We start from the raw sequence: 18,584 nt of genomic DNA on the forward strand, positions 1-18,584 counted from the left end.
ACCCCGGCCGCCGGGCCGTCCCGAAATCTCCGGTCCGTCACCAATCCGCGGGAGGCGGCACTCCGAATCACCTGCGTGACCAGGCCTGCACATGTTGAGAAAGTGAGTCCGTGAACCCGATCAGTCCCGATCCCGCCGACCCCCCGCCCCGGGGTCGACCGGGCTCGTTTCCGGGAAGCACCGGTGACGCCGGCGAGCTCGCCGCCCTGCTCAGGCTCTCGGGCCGCGGCGACGAACAGGCCTTCGCCCGGCTCTACGACGCGACCGCGGCACGTGCCTACGGGTTGGCGTTGCGAGTCGTCCGGGACCCGAGCCAGGCCGAGGAGGTCACCCAGGAGGCGTTCCTCGAGATCTGGAGGACTGCCGGGAGGTACGACGCGGGCCGCGGCAGTGCGGTCTCCTGGATCCTGACGCTGGTCCACCGCAAGGCAGTGGACCGGGTCCGGTCCGCGGAGGCCAGCACCCGTCGCGACACCAGGTACCACGCGGGAAACCAGTCCGTGGAGCACGACTCGACGGCCGAGGCCGCCCAGGCCTCGCTCGAGGCACGACGGGTCCGGCAGGCGCTGGACTCGTTGACCCAGGTCCAGCGCGAGGCGCTGGAGCTGGCCTATTTCAGGGGCTACACCCACACGGAGGTGGCGACGATGCTCGACCTACCGGTGGGGACGGCCAAGACAAGGATTCGAGACGGCCTGATCCGTCTCCGCGACACGATGGGAGTAGGACAGTGAACGAGTCCCTGCACGCGCTGTCCGGCGCCTACGTCGTCGACGCGCTCGACGACGCCGAACGCGCCGCCTTCGAGCAGCACCTTCCCGATTGCCTGGATTGCCAGCGCGAGGTAGCCAGCCTCCGTGAGGCGACCGCCCTGCTGGCCGACGGGGCCGCGACCACCCCGCCCCCGTCCCTGCGCGACTCGGTGCTGGCGGAGATCACCACGATCCGTCCCCTGGCCCCGGAAACCGGGTCCGGAACAGATTCGGCGACTGATCCGGCGTCGGGCCCCGCGCCCGGTGCCGGCCCGGCCGAGGAGGACACGAGCCCGGACCAGCGCGCCAAGGTGCTGCCGTTCCGGCCGCGTGGTCCCCGGGTGGCGAAGCTGCTGGTCGCCGCCGCGGCCGTGGTGGCGATCGCGGGTGGGGCGATCTACCAGCCGTGGCAGGACGCGAACCCGCCCACCCAGACGCTGAGCGCCGCAGACCGGGTGCTGGCCGCGTCCGACGCCAAGCACTACTCGATCGACTTCAAGGACGGCTCCAGCGCCACCGTGGTCCGTTCCATGAGGGAGGGACGCGCAGTGCTGCTCACCCGGGACATGGCCGCTCCCCCGGCCGGCAAGGCGTTCGAGATCTGGTTGCAGGACGACAAGGGGACGATGCTGCCCGCTGGGATGATGAAGACCGAGGGCGACCACAAGGTGCTCCTGGAAGGTGCTGCCGACAAGGCGACCGGCGTGGGCATCACCGTGGAGCCCGCGTCCGGATCCAAGGAGCCGACCAGCCCGCCGATCGCGCTCTTCGAGCTCGACAAGGGCAGCGCATGACCCTTCCCCCGACGCGACGCGTTGCCGTGATCGGCAGCGGGGTCGCCGGACTGGCGGCTGCCCACGTGCTCAGCGGCGAGGCCCGGGTGACGCTCTACGAGGCGGACGCTCGGCTTGGCGGCCACGCCGACACCCACGTGGTCGAGGGCCCGGGAGACACGTCCTGGGCGGTCGACACCGGCTTCATCGTGCACAACACCCGCACCTACCCCCACCTGGTCCGGCTCTTCGACGAGCTCGGCGTGCAGACCCAGGAGTCCGACATGTCGATGTCGGTGCGCTCGGACGCCGACGGCCTGGAGTGGGCCGGGGCGCTCGGGCTGCCGGGGCTGTTCCCCACGTGGCGCAACCTGCTGCGTCCGGCGTACCTGCGGATGCTCACCGAGATCCCCCGCTTCCACCGGATGGCACGGCGGGTGCTGGCGGAGGTTTCGACAAGCTCAACCACCGACGGAGCAAGCTCGACCACCGGTGCCGGCTCGACCACCGGTGCCGACGAGACGCTGCGGTCGGTGCTCGAGCGGGGCCGGTTCTCGCCCGCGTTCCGCACCCACTTCATGGAGCCGCTGGTCGCCTGCGTGTGGTCCTGCGACCCGGCACTGGCCCTGGACTACCCCGCGCGCTACCTGTTCACCTTCCTGCAGCACCACGGCATGCTGCAGGTCTTCGGCTCCCCGCGGTGGCGCACCGTCACCGGCGGGTCACAGGAGTACGTCGGGAAGGTGGCCGCCCGCCTTCCCGACGTGCGCACCTCCACCAAGGTGACCACCGTCCTCGAGACGCCGACCGGGGTGCAGGTCACCGACGGCAACGGCCACGTGGACACCTTCGACGCCGTGGTCATCGCGACCCACCCCGGACAGGTCCTCGCGATGCTCGCGCAGCCGACCGCGGTGCAGCGCGAGCTGCTCGGCGCGATGCCGTACTCCGCGAACATCGCACAGCTGCACACTGACCAGGGCGTGCTTCCCCGCAACCCTCGAGCGCGCGCCTCGTGGAACTACCTGCGGCGGGTCTCGACAAGCTCGACCGACGGAGCGGGCTCGACCGACGGCCCGCAGGCGGTGACGGTCAGTTACGACATGACCCGGCTGATGCGCCTGCCCGTGCCCGAGGACGGGCGGCGGTTCATCGTGACGCTGGGTGGCGCCGACCTCGTGGACCAGTCCCGGGTGATCGCGACGATGGAGTACGAGCACCCGATCTACACCCCAACCTCGGTGGCCGCCCAGCGTCGCCTGTCCGAGTGCGACACCGACCGGGTGGTGCTCGCCGGCGCCTGGCACGGCTGGGGCTTCCACGAGGACGGCGCCCGCTCCGGTGTCGAGGCGGCCGCGAAGCTGGGCGTGGAGTGGAGCAGGAGTACGCCGCCGCCGACCGAGCTCACGACGTACGCCACCACAATCCGGCACCTGCGCCGCCGGCCGTTCCGTCGCAGCTTCACGCACCGTTCCCGGACGATGCTCGTCGACCTCGACCACCTGCCCGACGACGGGGTGCTGGGGCGCTTCGAGGCGCGCGACCACCTCGGCGACCCGGGCTCGACGATCAGGGCGAACGTCGAGAACTTCCTTTCCCTCAACGGGGTCGAGGCCGACGGCGGCCGCATCCTGATGGCCGCCAACGCCCGTGCCCTGGGCCACTGCTTCAACCCGATCAGCGTCTTCTGGTGCCACCGGGTCGACGGCGACCTGGCCGCGGTGGTGGTCGAGGTGCACAACACCTACGGCGACCGGCACGCCTACCTGGTGCACCCCGACGAGCAGGGCCGGGCGCGGACCGAGAAGCAGATGTACGTCTCCCCGTTCCACGGCATCGACGGCCACTACGAGATCGCCGTACCGCAACCGGGAAACCGCCTGCACGTCACGGTGTCGCTGCACACCGACGACGGCGCCGTCTTCACGGCCTCGCTGGACGGCCGGCCCACCCGTACCTCCGCACTGCGCAGCGCGCCCTCTGCCCTGCGCGGCACCGTGCTGATCCATGCCCACGGCATCTGGCTGTGGGCCCGGCGACTCGGGATCCGGGCACGACCCGACCATCCCCGACAGGAAGGCGTCTGAGAGATGACGACGACTCCCCTCCACCGGCCCAGCACCCGCTGGGCCGGGCTCGACGACCCGCCCACCGGGCTGGTGTCCGACGTCTCCACGCGGGTCGCCCGGCGGCTGTTCCGGGCCGCAGTGAACCGACTCCCGGTCACCGTGCGCGTGGGCAGCGACTCCGCCACGACCTGGGGCACCGGTGGGCCCGAGATGACGATCCAGCGCCCCACCGAGTTCTTCGCCCGGCTGGGCCGCGACGGCCTGATCGGCTTCGGCGAGGCCTACCTCACCGGCGCCTGGGACGCCGAGGACCTCGGCGGCTTCCTCACGGTGCTCGCGGCACGGATGCCGACGCTGGTGCCGGCACCGCTGCAGAAGCTGCGCTCTGCCTACGTACGCCGCCCGCCGCGCGCCCAGAGGAACACCCGGGGCAACACCCGCGGCAACATCGCGCACCACTACGACCTGTCCAACGAGCTCTTCCAGGAGTTCCTCGACGAGACGCTGAGCTACTCCGCGGCGCTGTTCGACACCTCGGTGGTCGACCGCGGCGACCGGCTCCAGGCCTCGCCGCCCGACCTCGACCACCCCGAGCCGCTGGCACAGGCGCAGGCCCGCAAGATCGAGCGCCTGCTCGACGAGGCCGGTGTCGGTGCGGGCAGCCGGGTGCTCGAGATCGGCACCGGCTGGGGCGAGCTGGCTGTCCGTGCAGCGCGCCGCGGCGCCAGCGTCCACTCCGTCACCTTGTCCAGCGAGCAGCTCGAGCTCGCCCAGGATCGCGTCGCGGCCGAGGGTCTCGCCGACCTGGTCACCCTCGAGCTGTGCGACTACCGCGACGTCCGGGGCAGCTACGACGCGATCGTCTCGGTGGAGATGATCGAGGCGGTCGGGCACGAGTTCTGGTCGACGTACTTCTGCGCGATCGACCGGCTGCTCGCCCCGGGCGGGCGCGTCGGGATCCAGGCGATCACGATGCCGCACGACCGGATGCTCGCGACCCGGAACACGTGGACGTGGATCAACAAGTACATCTTCCCCGGCGGGTTCCTGCCCTCGGTCACCGCGATCGACGAGATCACCAGGGCGGACACCACCCTGCGGCTCACCGGCCGGCTGTCCTTCGGCCAGCACTACGCCGCGACGCTGCGTCGGTGGGACCGGGCGTTCGGAGAGGCCGAGGACAGGGTGCGCGAGCTCGGCTTCGACGCGACCTTCCGGCGGATGTGGCACTTCTACCTGGAGTACTCCCGGGCCGGGTTCGCGTCCGGCTACCTCGACGTGCAGCAGCTGACGTTCTCCAGGGAGGGCTGATGACCACCACCGTGTCCCGCCCCGCCGAGGCGCCGAGCCGCGCGGGCGGGGTCGCTGCCCGGCTGGAGGACGCGTTGCGCCCGTTCGTGGGAGGCGACCTCCCCGTCCGGCTGCGTGCCTGGGACGGCTCGGAGGCAGGCCCGGCGGAGGCTCCGCTCGTCGAGCTGCGCTCCCCCGACGCTGTACGCCGACTGCTGCTCCATCCCGGTGAGCTCGGCGCCGCCCAGGCCTACGTCACCGGCGAGATCGAGGTGCACCACGACCTGGACCGAGCTCTGACCCACGTCTGGTCGGTCGCCGAGCAGCGGGGGCTCAGCGGCGTCCGACCCTCGCCCGCGGCCTTCGCGCGGGCCCTGCACACGGCGATCGCCGTCGGCGCGCTCGGCAGACCGCCGGCGACTCCGGCCTCGCAGGCGCGAGTGCGGGGGCGGCTGCACAGCAAGCTGCGGGACCGGAGCGCGATCAGCCACCACTACGACCTCTCCAACGAGTTCTACTCATTGATCCTCGACCCGCAGATGGCGTACTCGTCGGGCTACTGGCGGTCCGCGGAGCCGTCGTACACCGTGGAGGACGCGCAGCACGACAAGCTCGACCTCGTCTGCCGCAAGCTCGGGCTGGGCCCGGACATGCGCTTCCTCGACGTCGGCTGCGGCTGGGGCGCCCTGTCGCTGCACGCGGCCCAGCACTACGGGGCGCGGGTCACCGGCGTCACGATCGCCGCGGAGCAGAAGCGGTTCATCGACGGGCGGATCCGCGAGCGCGGGCTCGAGGGCCAGGTCGAGATCCGGCTGCAGGACTACCGCGAGATCCCCGAGGTGTCGGCGTCGGGTCTCAGCGCGGGACCCTTCGACGCCGTCGGCTCCCTGGAGATGGGCGAGCACGTCGGTGAGCAGAACTACGGCACCTACGCGCAGGTGCTGCACGACGCGGTCCGACCCGGAGGTCGGGTGCTGGTGCAGCAGATGTCCCGTGCCGGCGGTCGTCGCTCGCACCCTGGTGGCGGTCCGTTCATCGAGTCGTTCATCGCACCCGACATGCACATGCGGCCCGTCGGCGAGACCGTGGCGTTCCTCGAGCGTGCCGGGCTGGAGGTGCGCGACGTCCACGGAATGCGTGAGCACTACGTGCGCACGGTCGAGGGATGGCTGGCGAACTTCGAGGCCAACCTCGGCCGGCTCACCGACCTGGTGGGCGAGGAGGTCGTGCGGGTGTGGCGGCTCTACCTGGTCGGGGGCTCGATGGCCTTCCGGGACGGCCGGATGGGCGTGGACCAGCTGCTGATGGTCCGGCCGGGCGCCGGCCACTCGCTGCCCCCGGTGAGGAGCTGGTGAGCCTGCTGGGCGTGCTCCTCGCGAACGCGCTGGCCGTCACCGCGCTGATGACGGTGACCGCGCTGGTCGCCCACCGCATCGGACGGGTCGCGGTGGTCGACCTGGCGTGGGGCCTGGGCTTCGTGCTGGTCGCGGCGGTCAGCGCGCTGCTCGGCGAGGGTACGCTGCGGTGGCTGCTGCTCGCGATGGTGGCGCTGTGGGGCGGCCGGCTGGCCTGGCACGTGGGCCGCCGGGTGCTCGCCACCGACGAGGAGGACCCGCGCTACGCCAAGATGCTCGACGGCAAGCCGTTCTCCTTCGCGGTGACCCGGGTCTTCGCGACCCAGGGCGCGGCGATGTGGTTCGTGTCGCTGCCGGTGCAGGTGGCCTCGGTCGCCGAGCAGGAACCGTGGCCCTGGCTGGTCGCGGCCGGTGTGCTCGTCTGGGCGGTCGGGCTGGTGTTCGAGGCGGTCGGCGACCAGCAGCTGGCGGCGTACAAGCAGGATCCGGACCGCGGCCCGGTGATGGACCGCGGGCTGTGGCGCTACACCCGGCACCCGAACTACTTCGGCGACGCCTGCGTGTGGTGGGGCATCTTCCTGGTCGCCGTCGGGGACAGTCGTCTCGCCCTCACGACGGTGCTCTCGCCGGCCGTGATGACCTACTTCCTGGTGTTCGCGACCGGCGCCAGGCTGCTGGAGCAGACGATGATGAAGCGCCGCGGCTACCCGGAGTACGCCGAGCGCACCTCGATGTTCTTCCCGCTGCCGCCGCGCAACCGGGTCAGCTGACCCGCTTCGGCTTCCCGGGCTCGACCGCGTCGGGGCGGCGCAGGTAGAGCGGGTTCGGCTCGGTGAGCTCGAACCGCTGGTTGACCACGACGTCGCACAGCACGGCGGCCGAGGGGTGCTCGGGGCCGGTGGCGTGCGGGAAGGCCTCGGGGTAGAGCACCGCGCCCCGACCCACCGTCGGCTGGTCGGTCGCGGCGTCGACGGGCTTGAGCACTTCCGGGCCCGAGACGCGTCGCCCTGCGGCGTACGACGCGATGTAGACCTCCTTGCGGCGAGCGTCCGTGGCCACCGCGAACTCCGTGAGGCCCAGGTCGATCGCCTCCGCAGCGAGGATGTCGAGCGAGCACACGCCGTGGACCGGGATCCCGCGCGCATGGGCGAGCGTCCGCGCGGTGACCAGCCCGACGCGGAGCCCGGTGTAAGGCCCCGGCCCGACCCCGACCGCGATCGCGGTGAGGTCCGCCGCCCTGGCGCCGGCCTCGTTGAGCACGTGCTCGATCCCCGGCGCCAGCATCTCGCCGTGCCGCATGGACTCGGTCGAGACGAACCTCGCCACCACCGACGTCCCGTCGTGCAGGGCGACAGTGACGTGAGGCGTAGCGGTGTCGAAGGCAAGCAGCACCCCCCGACCCTAAGCCGCCCCCCCTCCCCACGCTCGGCAGGTGGTCGAGCAGCGAGCCGGCGGACGAAGGAGCGGTGGGTGAGGGATGTACGCCGGGGGCCGACCCCAAGGTGGTCGAGCAGCGAGCGCAGCCGTGCGTCGAGCAGCCCACCCCAAGGTGGTCGAGCAGCGAGCGCCAGCCTTGCGTCGAGCAGCGAGCGCCAGCGAGCGGACAGCCGAGACGAGCGGACAGTCGAGACCACTCGGGCGAGCCCGCAGCCAGACGTACGACGAGCAGCCCACCCCAAGGTGGTCGAGCAGCGAGCGCAGCCTTGCGTCATGCCCCGGGTCGGTTGGGCCCCTTGCGCGGCTCGGGTCTGCTTGCCGGGTCACCCGGCGCGGTCTCGACTGTCCGCTCGCTCCGCTCGCTGCTCGACCACCTTGGGTCGCGTGCCACGGCGTACCCTCGGCCCACCACCACCCGGCGTACTTCTGCTTGCCGGGTCACCTTGCGTGGTCTCGACTATCCGCTCGCTTCGCTCGCTGCTCGACCACCTTGTGGGTCGCGGCCCGCCGTACGGCCCGGTCGAACACCTTCAAGCTCACCCGCTGGTGAGTGATCCCACCGGCCCGAGGTCGAACTCTCGCCAGCGGGGGCCGACGGGGGTGAGGGTGATGGTGCGCTGGTCGTCGGGGGCTTGCTTGAGGCTGAGCTCGAGGCGGTCGACGGAGAGGGCCTCGGCCAGGCCCTCGCCCCACTCCACGACGGTGACGGCCTCGTCGAGGTCGGTGTCGAGGTCGAGGTCGTCGAGCTCGGCGGTGCCGCCGAGGCGGTAGGCGTCGACGTGAACCAGCGCCGGGCCGTCGGTGAGCGAGGGGTGCACGCGCGCGATCACGAACGTGGGCGAGGTGATGTCGCCGCGGACCCCCAGGCCCGCGCCGATCCCCTGGGTCAGGGTGGTCTTGCCGGCGCCGAGGTCGCCGGTGAGGATCACCAGGTCACCGGGGCCGAGGCGAGAGGCGAGGTGCTCGCCGAACTCACGGGTCTCCTCCGGCGTGTGCAGGGTCGCGGTGATCGGCAGCATCCGCAGCATGGTGAGGCGGTTGCCGTTGCGGTCCGCCTCCACGTAGCCGAGGTTGCGCCAGAAGTTGATCGTCCCCGGCAGCTCCACCCGCGCCTCGAGCTCGAGGCCGGTGAACCCGAGGTCCTGGGCGATCTCGCGGGCCCGGGAAGCCATCTGGGCAGCGACGCCGAGCCCCCTCACCTGGGGCAGTACGCCGACCCGGCGCAGCCCGAGCAGCCGCCCCCGCGGCTCGAACAGCAGCGCTCCCACGGGCGATCCGTCGTGCTCGACGAGCAGGCCACCGTGGGCGTCGAGCGCCTCGCCGATGGACTCGACCGACTCCTGCAGCGCGGTCGCGGGCGGGTCCAGCGGTGGACGGTTCGCGAACGCCTGGTGCACGATCTCGAGCACGTCTGCTGCCCGGGAGCCGTCCACGGTCTCGATCGTGGTCTCGTCGCTCATCGCCGCTCCCCCGCTAGCTCCTGGAGTGCCGAGCTGATCGTCTCGTGGGCCTCGAAGATCACCATGTGTCCCGCGCCCTCGCACTCCACCAGCCGCGCCTCCGGCATCCGGGCAGCCATCTTGCGGCTGTGCCCGATCGAGGTGAGCTTGTCCCTGGTGCCGCAGATGATGGTCGTCGGGATCCTCGCGAACGCGGTGAGGTGCTCGAACTTGTCGAGGACCGAGAAGTTCGGGAAGAACTCGGCCAGCACGTCGAAGGACGTGCCCGCCAGCATCTCGTCGAGGAACTCCACCTGCGCGGCCGGGACGTCCTTGCTGCCGAACGCGAACAGGTCCGCCACGATGAAGCCGATGTTGGAGCCCGAGCGGCGCGCGGAGTCGACGAGCTCGGGTGCGCGCGCCAGCGCCGCGATCACCCGCGGGGCGAGCACCTCCCCCAGGCGGTCGGGGATCCAGCGGCCGAGCGTGCGGTGCGGCCGCAGGCCGCCGGCAGTGGTCGCGATCAGGGCCACGCCGCGCACCCGTCCCGCGAACAGGTCCGGGTGCCGCTCCGCGAACGCGATGATCGACATCCCGCCCATCGAGTGGCCCACCAGGATCACGTCGCCCTCGGGCGCGAGCGTCGAGATCACGCTCTCCAGGTCGTCGCCGAGCTGGTCGATGGTGGCGTGCTCCCGGTCGGAGCGCTGGGACCTGCCGTGGGAACGCTGGTCGTAGAACGCCATCCGGTACTTCCCGCGCAGGGCCTCGCGCTGGAAGTGCCAGCAGTCCAGGTTGAGTGCGTACCCATGCACGAAGACCAGGGTCACGTCGGCGCGCGGCGACCGGTTGCCCCCGGCGTACGGCGCGATCTCGTCGACCTCGGCGTGGAGCACCGTGCCGTCGCTGCAGGTGACCTCCACCGGCGCCGAGCGCAGCGCGCCGAGCCGATCGGCCTCCGCCGCCCCGGCACGGCGGGCCTGCACCACCCGGCGCTCGAAGGCGACCCCGGTCGCGGTGGCGGCCAGGACCGCGGCGCCGAGGCCACCGGCTGCGTAGGCGAGGGAGCGTCGCTTGCTCATGCCTCTCCGATCCAGATCCGGTCGTGGCGACCGCCCATCCGGGTCACGATCTCGTAGTTGATGGTGCCGCACCATCGGGCCCAGTCGGTCGCGGTCGGCTCCCCCTCGGTGCCGGGGCCGAGCAGCACCACGTCGTCGCCGGGCTCGACATCCGCTCCCTCGACGACGAACTGGTCCATGCAGATGGTGCCGAGCACGCTTCTCCTGCGCCCGCCGATCCAGACCTCCGCGGTCGAGGAGGCCGCACGAGGGACGCCGTCGCCGTACCCCATCGGGACGAGCGCGACCTGCATCGGCCCCGGGGCGACGAACCTGTGCCCGTAGGAGACGCCGTCCCCGGTGTCGAGCTCCTTGGTGAGCACGACGGAGCCGCGCACCGTCATCGCGGGGACCAGCCCGAGCTCGTGGGCGGTGCTGATGTCCGGGGCGGGACTGAGCCCGTAGACCGCGATCCCGAGGCGGACGAGGTCGTAACGGGTGCTCGGCCCGAACAGTGCTCCGGCCGAGTTGGCCAGGTGCCGCAGCCGCGGGTCCAGCCCGATCTCCTCGCAGACCGCCAGGGCGTCGTCGAAGGCAGCCAGCTGGGCCGCGTTGGCGGGGTGGTCGGGATCGTCGGAGCAGGCCAGGTGGGACCACACCCCGGTGACCACGAGCGAGCCATCCTCCTCGGCGGCACGGGCCGCCTCGACCAGCGCCGGCCACTGCGCACTCGTCGCACCGCCACGGGAGAGGCCGGTGTCTATCTTCAGCTGCACCCGGGCGACCACACCGGTGGCCCGGGCGGCGTGGAGGATCTCCTCCAGCTGGGACACGGAGTAGGCGGTGATGTCGACGCCCGTCGCGACGAGCCCGGTGTAGTCGGCATCGGGAGCGGCGAGCCAGCACAGGATCCGCCCGGTGTCGCCGGCGACGCGCAGGGAGAGGGCTTCGGCACCCGTCGCCACACCGAGCCACTCGGCACCTGCGGCCCGAGCCGCCCGGGCGACCTGGATCATCCCGTGCCCGTAGGCGTCGGCCTTGACGACCACCATCACCGCGGGACCTGCCCCGGGCTCGGCGCCCTCGGAGACCAGCTCTCGCAGCCGCGTCACGTTGTGCCGGATGGCGCCGAGGTCGACGACGACCTGGGCGTGCGCGCTCGGCGAGGAGTTCATGGCAGCGCCATCATCCCATTCTCACCGGAGCAGGCTGCGCACGACCTGCGGCACGGCCTCGGCCACGCCGCTCGCGGTGAGTGGTCCCCCGCCTCCGGCGACGGCTGCGGCAGCGCCGTGCAGCCAGGAGCCCACGGCCGCTGCGTCCCACGGCTCCAGCCCCGAGGCGAGCAGGGCGCCGATCACCCCGGACAGCACGTCCCCCGCTCCTGCCACGGCCAGCCATGGGACGCCGCTGGTGGTGACGCGGACGCGTCCGTCGGGGCGCGCGACGAGGGTACGGCGCCCCTTCAGCAGCACCACCGCGTCGTACTCGGCCGCGGCCCGCCGCGCGAAGCCGAGCGGGTCGGCCTCGATCTCCTCGCGCTCCACCGAGAGCATCCGGGCCAGCTCCCCGGCGTGCGGCGTCAGCACGAGGCCGGGGGTGCCCGCCTCGACGTGGACCAGAGCGTCGGCGTCCACCACGGTGGGGACCCCGTCCTCGAGCGCGTCGGCGAGGGCCTGCCGGGCGTCCGAGTCGCCGCCGGACCCGACGACCCACGCCTGGACGCGGCCCGCGGAGGCCACGACCTCGGGGTGCCGGGCCCGGACCGCGTCCGCGGCGGACCCGAGGTAGCGCACCATCCCGGCGAGGCCGCTGACGGCGCCCGACGTGCACAGCACCGCCGCCCCGGGGTAGGTCTTCGAGCCGGCGCGGACGCCCACGACCCCGCGGGTGTACTTGTGCTCGAAGGGACCCGGCACGCGCAGCAGGACGGCTACGTCCGCGGGCTGCGGCGCCTCGACGGGGGCCTCCGGCAGGTCGAGACCGATGTCCACGAGGTGTACGACGCCGCTCGCCTCGGCAGCCGGGTCCACGAGGTGGGCGACCTTGTGGGTGCCGAACGTGACCGTCACGTCGGCGCGCACGTGCGCCCCCTCGAGACGGCCGGTGTCGACGTCCACGCCCGAGGGCACGTCCACGGCGACCACGGCGGCCTCCGGGAACGCCGCCAGGGCTGCCTCGGCCTCCGGGCGAAGGCCCGGCTGTCCCCCGATCCCGACGATGCCGTCGACGACCACGTCCGGCCGGTGGGCCTCGTCGATCGAGACGACGCGGCCGCCGCTGCTCAGCAGCGCCGCCAGGCCGTCCGGGCGGGCCTTCTCCGAGAGCAGCACCGCCTCCACGGCCACGCCGCGCCGGGCGAGGCGGGCCCCGGCCCACAGCGCGTCGCCGCCGTTGTCCCCCGATCCGACCAGCAGCAGCACCCGGGCGGCGTACGACGAGCCCAGCAGGTCGGTGACCGCGACCGCCAGCCCCGTCGCGGCCCGCTGCATCAGCGTGCCCTCCGGGAGCTGCGCCATCAGCTCGGCCTCCGCCGCCCGCACCTGCTCGACCGTGTGTGCGCTCCGCATGACCTCAAGTTATCTCGCGCCGCCCTCGCGGGCGGGTCTCAGCGGCCCGACTCGAGCACCACGAACGCCACTGCGGTGCCTCCGTCATGGGAAAGGGACAGGTGCACCCGCTCCACGCCCAGCTCGGCAGCCCGGGCAGCCACGGTGCCGCTGAGCTCGAGTCTCGGGCGGCCGTCCTCGTCCACGACGACCTCGGCGTCACGCCAGGACAGCCCTCCGGGGGCTCCGAGCGCCTTGGCCAGCGCCTCCTTGGCGGCGAAGCGTGCCGCCAGGGACTCGGCGGGGTGGTCCGCCTCGGCCGGGGTGAACAGCCGCTCGCGCAGCGTCGGTGTGCGATCCAGGGCCGCGCTCAACCGGGCGACCTCGACCAGGTCGGTCCCGACGCCCAGGATCAACGCGTGGTCACTCGACCGTGACCGACTTGGCCAGGTTGCGCGGCTGGTCGACGTCGTGGCCCATGGCCGTGGCCATCTCGCAGGCGAACAGCTGGAGCGGGACGGTGGCGAGGATCGGCTGCAGCAACGTCGGCACGACGGGCAGGGTGATCATGAAGTCGGCGTACGGCGCGACCTCGTCGTCACCCTCCTCGGCGAGCACCAAGGTGTTCGCTCCACGGGCCCGGATCTCCTGGATCGCGCTGATCATCTTGTCGTGGAGCTGGTCGCGTCCCCGGGGCGGCACGATGCAGAACACCGGCAGCCCGGGCTCGACCAGGGCGATCGGGCCGTGCTTGAGCTCGCCGGCGGCGAACCCCTCGGCGTGGATGTAGGCCAGCTCCTTGAGCTTGAGCGCCCCCTCGAGCGCCACCGGGTAGCCGGCGTGCCGGCCCAGGAACAGCACCGACCTGGCGCCCGCCAGCTCTCGTGCGAGGCCGTAGACCCTCTCGGCGTCGTCGAGGACGGCCTGCACGTGGTCGGGCATCCTCTCCAGCTCGCGGAGCACGTCGGAGATCTCGTCGCCGTACTTCGTGCCGCGCACCTGCGCCAGGTAGAGGCCCAGGATGTAGCAGGCGACCAGCTGGGTCAGGAAGCCCTTGGTGGAGGCGACCCCGATCTCAGGGCCGGCGTGCGTGTAGAGGACCGCGTCGGACTCACGCGGGATCGTGGAGCCGTTGGTGTTGCAGATCGCCAGCACCTTGGCCCGTTGCTGGCGCGCGTAGCGGATCGCCATCAACGTGTCCGCGGTCTCACCGGACTGGCTGATCGCGACCACGAGCGTGTGCCGGGTCAGGATCGGGTCGCGGTAGCGGAACTCGTGGGCGAGCTCGACCTCGCAGGGGATCCGGGTCCAGTGCTCGATGGCGTACTTGGCGACGAGGCCGGCGTAGTGCGCCGTGCCGCAGCCGATGATGATGATCTTGTCGACGTCGCGCAGCTCGTCCTCGTTGATCCGGGCCTCGTCGAGCTGGAGCTGACCGGCCCCGTCGTGACGACCGAGCAGCGCGTCCGCCAGGGCCCGCGGCTGCTCGAAGATCTCCTTGCGCATGAACCAGTCGAAGCCGTCCTTCTCCGCCGCGGCGAGGTCCCAGTCGACGTGGAACGGCTTGCCCTGCGCCTCGACACCGTCGAAGTCGGTCACGCGTACGTCGTCACGGGTGATCGTGACGACCTGGTCCTGGCCGAGCTCCAGTGCGTCGCGGGTGTGCTCGATGAACGCGGCGACGTCGGACCCGAGGAAGTTCTCCCCCTCACCGAGCCCGACCACGAGGGGCGAGTTGCGCCGCGAGGCGACCACCCGGTCGGGGTCCAGGGCGTCCACGGCGACCAGGGTGAACGCGCCCTGGAGGCGGCGACAGACCGCCTGCATCGCCGAGGTCAGGTCGCCCCTCTCCTCCAGCTCGATCTCCAGCAGGTGCGCCGCGATCTCCGTGTCGGTCTCCGAGGTGAACTCGTGCCCGATCCGCTCGAGCTCCTCACGGAGCCGGGCGAAGTTCTCGATGATCCCGTTGTGCACCACCGCGACCCGTGCGTGCTGGCCGAGGTGGGGGTGGGCGTTGGTGTCGTTGGGCGCGCCGTGCGTGGCCCAGCGTGTGTGCCCGATGCCGGTCGTGGACGCAGGCAGCGGATTCTCCAGCAGCGCCTTCTCCAGGTTGGCGAGCTTGCCGGCCCGCTTGTCGCAGGCAAGGGCCCCGTCGGTGACCACCGCGATGCCCGCGGAGTCGTATCCGCGGTACTCGAGGCGTCGCAAGCCCTCCACGACCACGTCCTGGGCCTGCCGCTGACCGACGTACCCCACGATTCCGCACATGCGCGCCAGTCTAGGGTGGCGCGCATGTCCAACGGACAACCGAGCGAGAGCTCGCCGTACGTCGAGCTCGACCGGGATGCCTGGGCAGCCCTGGGCCGCGCGACCGAGCAGCCCCTGTCACCCGAGGAGATCGACCGTGTCCGCGGCCTCGGGGACGAGCTGGACCTCCAGGAGGTCCAGCAGGTCTATCTGCCGCTGTCTCGCCTGTTGAGCCTCTACGTGGGCGCCGCGAGCCAGCTGCACCGCAGCCAGGAGGAGTTCCTCCACCAGCGGCAGCCACCGCGTACGCCGTTCGTCATCGGCCTCGCCGGGTCGGTGGCCGTGGGGAAGTCGACCACCGCGCGCGTGCTGCAGCAGATGCTGGCGCACTGGCCCGAGCACCCCCGCGTGGCGCTGGTGACCACCGACGGGTTCCTGTTCCCCAACGCCGAGCTGCGCCGCCGCGGGCTGATGCACCGCAAGGGCTTCCCGGAGTCCTACGACCGCCGGGCGCTGCTGCGGTTCGTGATCGACATCAAGTCCGGCAAGGACGAGGTGGAGGCGCCGACGTACTCCCACCTGGTCTACGACGTGGTGCCGGAGGAGAAGGTGGTGATCAGCCACCCCGACATCGTCATCATCGAGGGCCTCAACGTGCTCCAGTCCGCGGGCCCGCGGCCCGACGGGCGGCACGGGCTGGCCGTCAGCGACTTCTTCGACTTCTCGGTCTACGTGGACGCGGCCACCGCCGACATCCGTCGCTGGTACACCGACCGGTTCCTGCGACTGCGCGAGACCGCGTTCCGGGACCCCGCGTCGTACTTCGCCCGCTACGCCTCGCTGTCCCACGACGAGGCCGTGGACGAGGCCAGCCGGATCTGGGACGAGGTCAACGGCCCCAACCTGAAGCAGAACGTGCAGCCCACCCGCTCCCGCGCCACCCTGGTGCTGCGCAAGGACCACGACCACTCGGTCAGGTGGGTCCGGCTGCGCAAGCTCTGACCCTGCTCGGGCGGGTCCGGTGGACTGGTCGGTTCGCTGGTCTTGACCACCTGGCCGTGCCCGGAGCCATCGGCTGCCCGCGACCCTAGGGTGAGCAGGCATGGCACAGGTGAGCATGAACAAGGTGATCCATGCGGCGGTACGCCGGGACCTCGACCGGTTCCATGCGGCGCTGACCGCCTTCCCCGACGGGGACGCGGACCGGGCACGAGCCCTCGGGCGGGCATGGGACAACTTCGAGACCGAGCTCACCCATCATCACGAGGGCGAGCACGAGATCGCCTGGCCCGCGCTGGAGCAGGTCGGCGTGGACCGTGTGACGCTCGAGCAGATGGACGCCGAGCACCACGCGATGGCCGCCGCGATGACCGGAGCCGGGACCGCCATCAGCCAGCTGCAGGCGTCGCCGGGAGCCGACCAGGCCGCGGCGGCCGCCACCGCGATGGACCGCCTGCGCGAGGTCACGGTGCTCCACCTCGACCACGAGGAGCAGGTGATCGAGCCGACCTACGTCGCCAACCACGACTCACCCGCGATCAAGGCGATGAGCCGCAAGTTCTCCCGCGCCCAGTCGCTGCCCGAGGCGGGCCGCTTCATGGCCTGGCTCACCGACGGCGCCAGCCCCGAGGAACGGGCGGCCCTCGCCCAGAACGTCCCCCGTCCCGTCGTGGCGGTCCTCAGCGGCCTGTTCGGCAGGAGCTACCGCAAGCAGGTCGCCCCCACCTGGACCTGACCGGGTCAGGCCAGGGTGAGCTGGTCGCGTACGACGAGGGCCAGGCGGTCGGCGATCGCCTGGGCCTGCTCCGCGCTCGCGGCCTCGACCATGACGCGCACGAGCGGCTCGGTGCCGGAGGGGCGCAGCAGCACGCGGCCGGAGTCGCCCAGCTCGGCCTCGGCGTCCGCGACCGCCGCGGCGAGGACGAAGTCGTCCTCCGCGCGGGCCTTGTCGACGCCGGGGACGTTGACGAGCACCTGCGGCAGCCGGCGCATCACCCCGGCGAGGTCGGCCAGCGAGCGGCCGGTGGCGACCATCCGGTCCAGGACGTGCAGGGCGGTGAGGATGCCGTCACCGGTGGTGGCGTACCTGCTCATGATCACGTGGCCGGACTGCTCGCCGCCGAGGGTGAACCCGAGGTGCTTCATCGCCTCGAGGACGTAGCGGTCGCCCACCTTGGTCTGTCGTACGCCGATGCCGGCCGCCTTCATCGCCTGGACGAAGCCGAGGTTGCTCATCACGGTGGCCACGACCGTGTCGTCCTGCAGCTCACCGGACTCGCGCATCGACAGGGCCAGGATCGCGAGGATCTGGTCACCGTCGACGATCTCCCCGGACGCGTCCACGGCCAGGCAGCGGTCGGCGTCACCGTCGAGGGCGAAGCCCACGTCGGCGCCGTGCTCGAGCACCGCGCGCTGCAGCACGTCGAGGTGGGTGGAGCCGCAGCCGTCGTTGATGTTCAGCCCGTCGGGCTCGGCGCAGATCGCGACGACCTCGGCGCCGGCGTCGCGCAGCGCCCGGGGACCCGCCTGCCAGGCAGCGCCGTGGGCGCAGTCGAGGACGACCTTGATGCCGGCGAGGGGGTGCTGGATCGTGGAGACGAGGTGCGCGGCGTACTCGGCCACGGCAGTGGTGTGCTCGCGGACGCGGCCCACGTCGCCGCCGGTGGGGCGGTGCCACGGCTCGCGCAGGCGCTTCTCGATGGCCACCTCGATGGCGTCGTCGAGCTTGACCCCGCCGCGGGAGAGGAACTTGATCCCGTTGTCGGGCATCGCGTTGTGCGAGGCCGAGAGCATCACGCCGAGGTCGGCGCCGAGCTCGGCGGTCAGCCAGGCGACGCCCGGGGTGGGCAGCTCCCCGAGGAGCAGCACGTCCACCCCTGCAGAGGCCAGGCCGGCGACGACCGCGGCCTCCAGGAACTGTCCCGAGATGCGGGTGTCGCGACCGACGACCGCTACCGGTCGGTGTCCGGCGAAGATGCCGCGCTCGCCCAGCACGTGGGCAGCCGAGACGGACAGGTCGAGGGCCAGCTCGGCGGTCAGGGACCCGTTGGCCAGGCCCCTGACCCCGTCCGTTCCGAAGAGACGCGTCATCGCACCTTCTCCGGGTGGATCAGCGCTTGCTGAACTGAGGTGCCTTGCGCGCCTTCTTCAGACCAGCCTTCTTGCGCTCGATGACGCGGGCGTCACGAGTCAGCAGGCCGGCCTTCTTCAGACCCGGGCGGTTGGCCTCTTCGTCGAGCCAGTTCAGGCAGCGGGCCACGCCGAGGCGCAGGGCGCCGGCCTGACCGGTGATGCCGCCGCCGTGGATGCGGGCGATGACGTCGAAGCGACCCTCGAGCTGCGTGGTGGCGAACGGCTCGTTCACGACCTGCTGGTGCAGCTTGTTGGGGAAGTAGCTCGCGAGCTCGCGACCGTTGACGATCCACTTGCCGGTGCCGGGGACGATGCGCACACGGGCGACCGCCTCCTTGCGGCGGCCGGTGGCCGCGGCGGGACCGATCGTGGCCGGCTTGAGGGGCGCGTCGGCGCTGGGGGCGCTCTCGGAGGAGTAGGCGATGCCCTGCTCGTTGACCTCGAAGGTCTCGGTCTCTACGTCAGCCACGGTGTTCCTTT

Annotated in this window: 17 protein-coding genes; 8 read left to right on the forward strand and 9 right to left on the reverse strand. The window is 72.0% G+C overall.

Annotated features, from left to right (window positions below; translation table 11 throughout):
* The first annotated feature begins 110 nt into the window (after positions 1-110).
* The 6 genes from sigK to AC4BGB_RS09200 are packed head-to-tail and all read left to right on the forward strand — an operon-like array spanning position 111 to position 7,009.
* Positions 111-734, forward strand: coding sequence for an ECF RNA polymerase sigma factor SigK (gene sigK, locus AC4BGB_RS09175; RefSeq protein WP_490546475.1), 624 nt, complete (start codon positions 111-113; stop codon positions 732-734).
* On the forward strand, positions 731-1,546 hold the full coding sequence (locus tag AC4BGB_RS09180) for an anti-sigma factor (protein ID WP_490546476.1): 816 nt from the start codon (positions 731-733) through the stop codon (positions 1,544-1,546). The genes sigK and AC4BGB_RS09180 overlap by 4 nt, the downstream gene beginning before the upstream one ends.
* On the forward strand, positions 1,543-3,612 hold the full coding sequence (locus AC4BGB_RS09185; protein ID WP_490546477.1) for an FAD-dependent oxidoreductase: 2,070 nt from the start codon (positions 1,543-1,545) through the stop codon (positions 3,610-3,612). The genes AC4BGB_RS09180 and AC4BGB_RS09185 overlap by 4 nt, the downstream gene beginning before the upstream one ends.
* Positions 3,613-3,615: 3 nt before the next feature.
* On the forward strand, positions 3,616-4,905 hold the full coding sequence (locus AC4BGB_RS09190) for a class I SAM-dependent methyltransferase (RefSeq protein WP_490546478.1): 1,290 nt from the start codon (positions 3,616-3,618) through the stop codon (positions 4,903-4,905).
* Positions 4,905-6,239, forward strand: coding sequence for a class I SAM-dependent methyltransferase (locus tag AC4BGB_RS09195; RefSeq protein WP_490546479.1), 1,335 nt, complete (start codon positions 4,905-4,907; stop codon positions 6,237-6,239). Before AC4BGB_RS09190 ends, AC4BGB_RS09195 begins: the two co-directional genes overlap by 1 nt.
* Positions 6,236-7,009, forward strand: a complete 774-nt coding sequence (locus AC4BGB_RS09200) for a DUF1295 domain-containing protein (RefSeq protein WP_490546480.1) — start codon at positions 6,236-6,238, stop codon at positions 7,007-7,009. The genes AC4BGB_RS09195 and AC4BGB_RS09200 overlap by 4 nt, the downstream gene beginning before the upstream one ends.
* Here the strand turns inward: AC4BGB_RS09200 and tsaB are convergent.
* The 7 genes from tsaB to glmS all read right to left on the reverse strand — a co-directional run bounded on the left by tsaB (position 7,002) and on the right by glmS (position 14,993).
* The gene (gene tsaB, locus AC4BGB_RS09205) at positions 7,002-7,631 is read right to left on the reverse strand and encodes a tRNA (adenosine(37)-N6)-threonylcarbamoyltransferase complex dimerization subunit type 1 TsaB (protein ID WP_490546481.1); all 630 of its coding nucleotides are present in this window, start codon (positions 7,629-7,631) and stop codon (positions 7,002-7,004) included. The two genes, AC4BGB_RS09200 and tsaB, sit on opposite strands and share 8 nt — an antisense overlap.
* A 581-nt stretch (positions 7,632-8,212) precedes the next feature.
* Positions 8,213-9,136, reverse strand: a complete 924-nt coding sequence (gene tsaE / locus AC4BGB_RS09210; protein ID WP_490546482.1) for a tRNA (adenosine(37)-N6)-threonylcarbamoyltransferase complex ATPase subunit type 1 TsaE — start codon at positions 9,134-9,136, stop codon at positions 8,213-8,215.
* The gene (locus AC4BGB_RS09215; protein WP_490546483.1) at positions 9,133-10,197 is read right to left on the reverse strand and encodes an alpha/beta fold hydrolase; all 1,065 of its coding nucleotides are present in this window, start codon (positions 10,195-10,197) and stop codon (positions 9,133-9,135) included. The genes tsaE and AC4BGB_RS09215 overlap by 4 nt, the downstream gene beginning before the upstream one ends.
* Positions 10,194-11,351 carry an alanine racemase gene (gene alr, locus AC4BGB_RS09220; RefSeq protein ID WP_490546484.1) on the reverse strand — a complete coding sequence of 386 codons (1,158 nt, stop codon included), beginning with the start codon at positions 11,349-11,351 and terminating at the stop codon, positions 10,194-10,196. Before alr ends, AC4BGB_RS09215 begins: the two co-directional genes overlap by 4 nt.
* Positions 11,352-11,372: 21 nt before the next feature.
* Complete coding sequence (locus AC4BGB_RS09225) at positions 11,373-12,746, reverse strand: NAD(P)H-hydrate dehydratase (protein ID WP_490546485.1); 1,374 nt, start codon at positions 12,744-12,746, stop codon at positions 11,373-11,375.
* A gap of 38 nt (positions 12,747-12,784) precedes the next feature.
* On the reverse strand, positions 12,785-13,141 hold the full coding sequence (locus tag AC4BGB_RS09230) for a holo-ACP synthase (protein WP_490546486.1): 357 nt from the start codon (positions 13,139-13,141) through the stop codon (positions 12,785-12,787).
* 7 nt (positions 13,142-13,148) lie between these two features.
* Entirely contained in the window at positions 13,149-14,993 is a 1,845-nt protein-coding gene (gene glmS / locus AC4BGB_RS09235; RefSeq protein WP_490546487.1) for a glutamine--fructose-6-phosphate transaminase (isomerizing), read from the reverse strand.
* 24 nt (positions 14,994-15,017) lie between these two features.
* On the opposite strand from glmS, the gene coaA reads away from it, so the two are divergent.
* Positions 15,018-15,974 (forward strand): type I pantothenate kinase, encoded by a 957-nt coding sequence (gene coaA, locus AC4BGB_RS09240; RefSeq protein ID WP_490546488.1) that lies wholly within the window; start codon positions 15,018-15,020, stop codon positions 15,972-15,974.
* Positions 15,975-16,074: 100 nt separating this feature from the next.
* Positions 16,075-16,707, forward strand: a complete 633-nt coding sequence (locus AC4BGB_RS09245) for a hemerythrin domain-containing protein (RefSeq protein ID WP_490546489.1) — start codon at positions 16,075-16,077, stop codon at positions 16,705-16,707.
* 5 nt (positions 16,708-16,712) lie between these two features.
* Here the strand turns inward: AC4BGB_RS09245 and glmM are convergent, their stop codons facing one another.
* Positions 16,713-18,062: a phosphoglucosamine mutase gene (glmM, locus tag AC4BGB_RS09250; RefSeq protein WP_490546490.1), complete on the reverse strand. Its 1,350-nt coding sequence runs from the start codon at positions 18,060-18,062 to the stop codon at positions 16,713-16,715.
* Positions 18,063-18,081: 19 nt separating this feature from the next.
* Positions 18,082-18,573: a 30S ribosomal protein S9 gene (rpsI, locus tag AC4BGB_RS09255; RefSeq protein WP_490546491.1), complete on the reverse strand. Its 492-nt coding sequence runs from the start codon at positions 18,571-18,573 to the stop codon at positions 18,082-18,084.
* Positions 18,574-18,584: the final 11 nt, after the last annotated feature.

It is taken from the genome of Nocardioides sp. Z30_9 (assembly GCF_058215735.1).

Excerpts from the sequence above, each read along its gene's own strand:
- AC4BGB_RS09185 (WP_490546477.1), top strand. The coding sequence starts at position 1,543 with ATGACCCTTCCCCCGACGCGACGCGTTGCCGTGATCGGCAGCGGGGTC.
- AC4BGB_RS09190 (WP_490546478.1), top strand. The coding sequence starts at position 3,616 with ATGACGACGACTCCCCTCCACCGGCCCAGCACCCGCTGGGCCGGGCTC.
- AC4BGB_RS09195 (WP_490546479.1), top strand. The coding sequence starts at position 4,905 with ATGACCACCACCGTGTCCCGCCCCGCCGAGGCGCCGAGCCGCGCGGGC.
- tsaE (WP_490546482.1), bottom strand. The coding sequence starts at position 9,136 with ATGAGCGACGAGACCACGATCGAGACCGTGGACGGCTCCCGGGCAGCA.
- AC4BGB_RS09215 (WP_490546483.1), bottom strand. The coding sequence starts at position 10,197 with ATGAGCAAGCGACGCTCCCTCGCCTACGCAGCCGGTGGCCTCGGCGCC.
- alr (WP_490546484.1), bottom strand. The coding sequence starts at position 11,351 with ATGAACTCCTCGCCGAGCGCGCACGCCCAGGTCGTCGTCGACCTCGGC.
- AC4BGB_RS09225 (WP_490546485.1), bottom strand. The coding sequence starts at position 12,746 with ATGCGGAGCGCACACACGGTCGAGCAGGTGCGGGCGGCGGAGGCCGAG.
- glmS (WP_490546487.1), bottom strand. The coding sequence starts at position 14,993 with ATGTGCGGAATCGTGGGGTACGTCGGTCAGCGGCAGGCCCAGGACGTG.
- coaA (WP_490546488.1), top strand. The coding sequence starts at position 15,018 with ATGTCCAACGGACAACCGAGCGAGAGCTCGCCGTACGTCGAGCTCGAC.
- AC4BGB_RS09245 (WP_490546489.1), top strand. The coding sequence starts at position 16,075 with ATGGCACAGGTGAGCATGAACAAGGTGATCCATGCGGCGGTACGCCGG.
- glmM (WP_490546490.1), bottom strand. The coding sequence starts at position 18,062 with ATGACGCGTCTCTTCGGAACGGACGGGGTCAGGGGCCTGGCCAACGGG.